The following is a 1,805-nucleotide window of genomic DNA, read 5'->3' on the forward strand; positions in this document are numbered from 1 at the left end:
GTCTCAGGGTTGCGGATGCCGTCACCGTCCCGTGGGATCAGGTAAGGCTGGCCAAGCGTGTTGTACTCACACCAGTTGATTACGTCGTAAGTAACACGGAGCTTGAAACACTCTTCGCCGGCTTCCAGCGTGCGGAGCGTGTCCACAACAACGTCCGTCGTGATCAGGTCACAAGCATCTTCGTCAGCGGCGATACCAGCGTAAGCAGGTACGTCTGCACAGGTGCCTTCTTCATCCGTTGGGAAGGTCAGGCGGTAATCATGAACACCGTAAACGGTGATCCGCTGGCGACAGTTGTTCGTGTTGGTGAAGCCTTCACCGTCCGTAGCCGTGAAGATACGCGTGAAGCTACCCACACCACAGCTGTTAACGTTGCCGCTGATTGTGGAAGTGATGGTTACGTCACAGTTGTCAACACCGGTAGCGAAACCGAAGGTAGCGTCCAGCTCAGCCTCCGTAGCTTCCATGATGTCATCAGGAAGCGTAGCACGAGCTACGATACAGCTGATTTCAACGGGACCGGGAGCGATACAGCTAGGAGCGTTCTTGTCTTCCACCAGTACGTCCAACCAGCAGAAGTTCATATTGCCTTCCGCATCGGTTACTTTCAGGCCAACGCGAACCGTACCGAGATCAGCACAAGTCAGCACCAGTTCCTGGTCGTAAGCTTCCGTAGCAATGTTGTCAGCGCCTACGCGAGCGATTTCCAGCGTTACACCGGAACAGTCATCGTAAGAACCTGCATCGATCATCTCAGGCGTCAGGATAGCGATACCCGTGCTGACACCACCGGCAGCAGAACCGCTGGAGATGCTGATGTTCAGGCCGTCCTCACAGATAGCAACCGGAGCAGTTCCGTCTTCTACACAGAATGGGTAGTCAGAGAAGTCCGTATTACCACACTCATCGGTGTAGGTGTAGCGGAGAAGGTGACAACCAACGGGGATGGCAGAAGTTACTTCTGCGCGGTTGTCCGTAGGATCAACGTCGAAAGCACCGATTGGCGTAGCGCTCAGGTCAGCACCTGGGTAGATAACCGCCGTGATGGTTACGTCGTCAGAACAGTTGTCCGTAGCGCTGATACCAGCGTCCAGACGGATGTAAGCAGCACAAACGTTACCGGCATTGGTCGTGTAGATCAGGTCGCTGTCAACCACACCGTCGAAGTCACGATCCTGCGTAGGACCAGAGAACGTAGGAGCAGTCGTATCGCCAACTTTCACAACTTGCGTGAAGGTGCGAACGTCGCTTGGGTCACACCAGTCGATAACGGTATAAGTACGAACGAACTTGTAAGTGAAGGGGCAGGTAACCACCGCCTCACCATCGGAGTAAGTAACCCCGATATTGCAAACTGCATCGCCGTTGGTCAGATTGAAGGTGCGACCACCGATTTCCAGGAAGGGGAAGTCTTGTGTCCGTGGAGCCGGGTAATCCGCCCGGGTGGGGTTAGCCGTGCCACAAAGCTCATAGTTCACTACGGGCTCGATGTTATCCGCACTCAGATCGTCCAGGTCAGGACGGCTGAAGGTAATCGTGTAAGCAGCCGTTACGCTTGGGTTGCCTTCACCAGCAGCAGCCGGACATACAGCAATCTCAGTAGCGGTGAAAGTGCGCGTCAGTACAACGTCGTTACAGCTAGGATCTTCTTCGTCGTAAACAAGTACGTCGTTGACACAAACTTCAATCTCCTGCGTACAACCATCCGTGAAGGTCGGTACTAATGGAGCCGTTCCGCCAGCCAGTAAGCGAGCGCGCAAGGCAGAAGCCATGCTGCCGGGGATAGTAGCTCCCGTGCCGGAGTT

At 54.8% G+C, this 1,805-nt stretch carries 1 pseudogene; it reads right to left on the reverse strand.

Annotated features, from left to right (window positions below):
* Positions 1–1,772 (reverse strand): annotated as a pseudogene (locus BM123_RS23695) (hypothetical protein); the annotation flags it as partial.
* Positions 1,773–1,805: the final 33 nt, after the last annotated feature.

This window comes from Neolewinella agarilytica, assembly GCF_900110645.1.
GTDB classification, from domain to species: domain Bacteria; phylum Bacteroidota; class Bacteroidia; order Chitinophagales; family Saprospiraceae; genus Neolewinella; species Neolewinella agarilytica.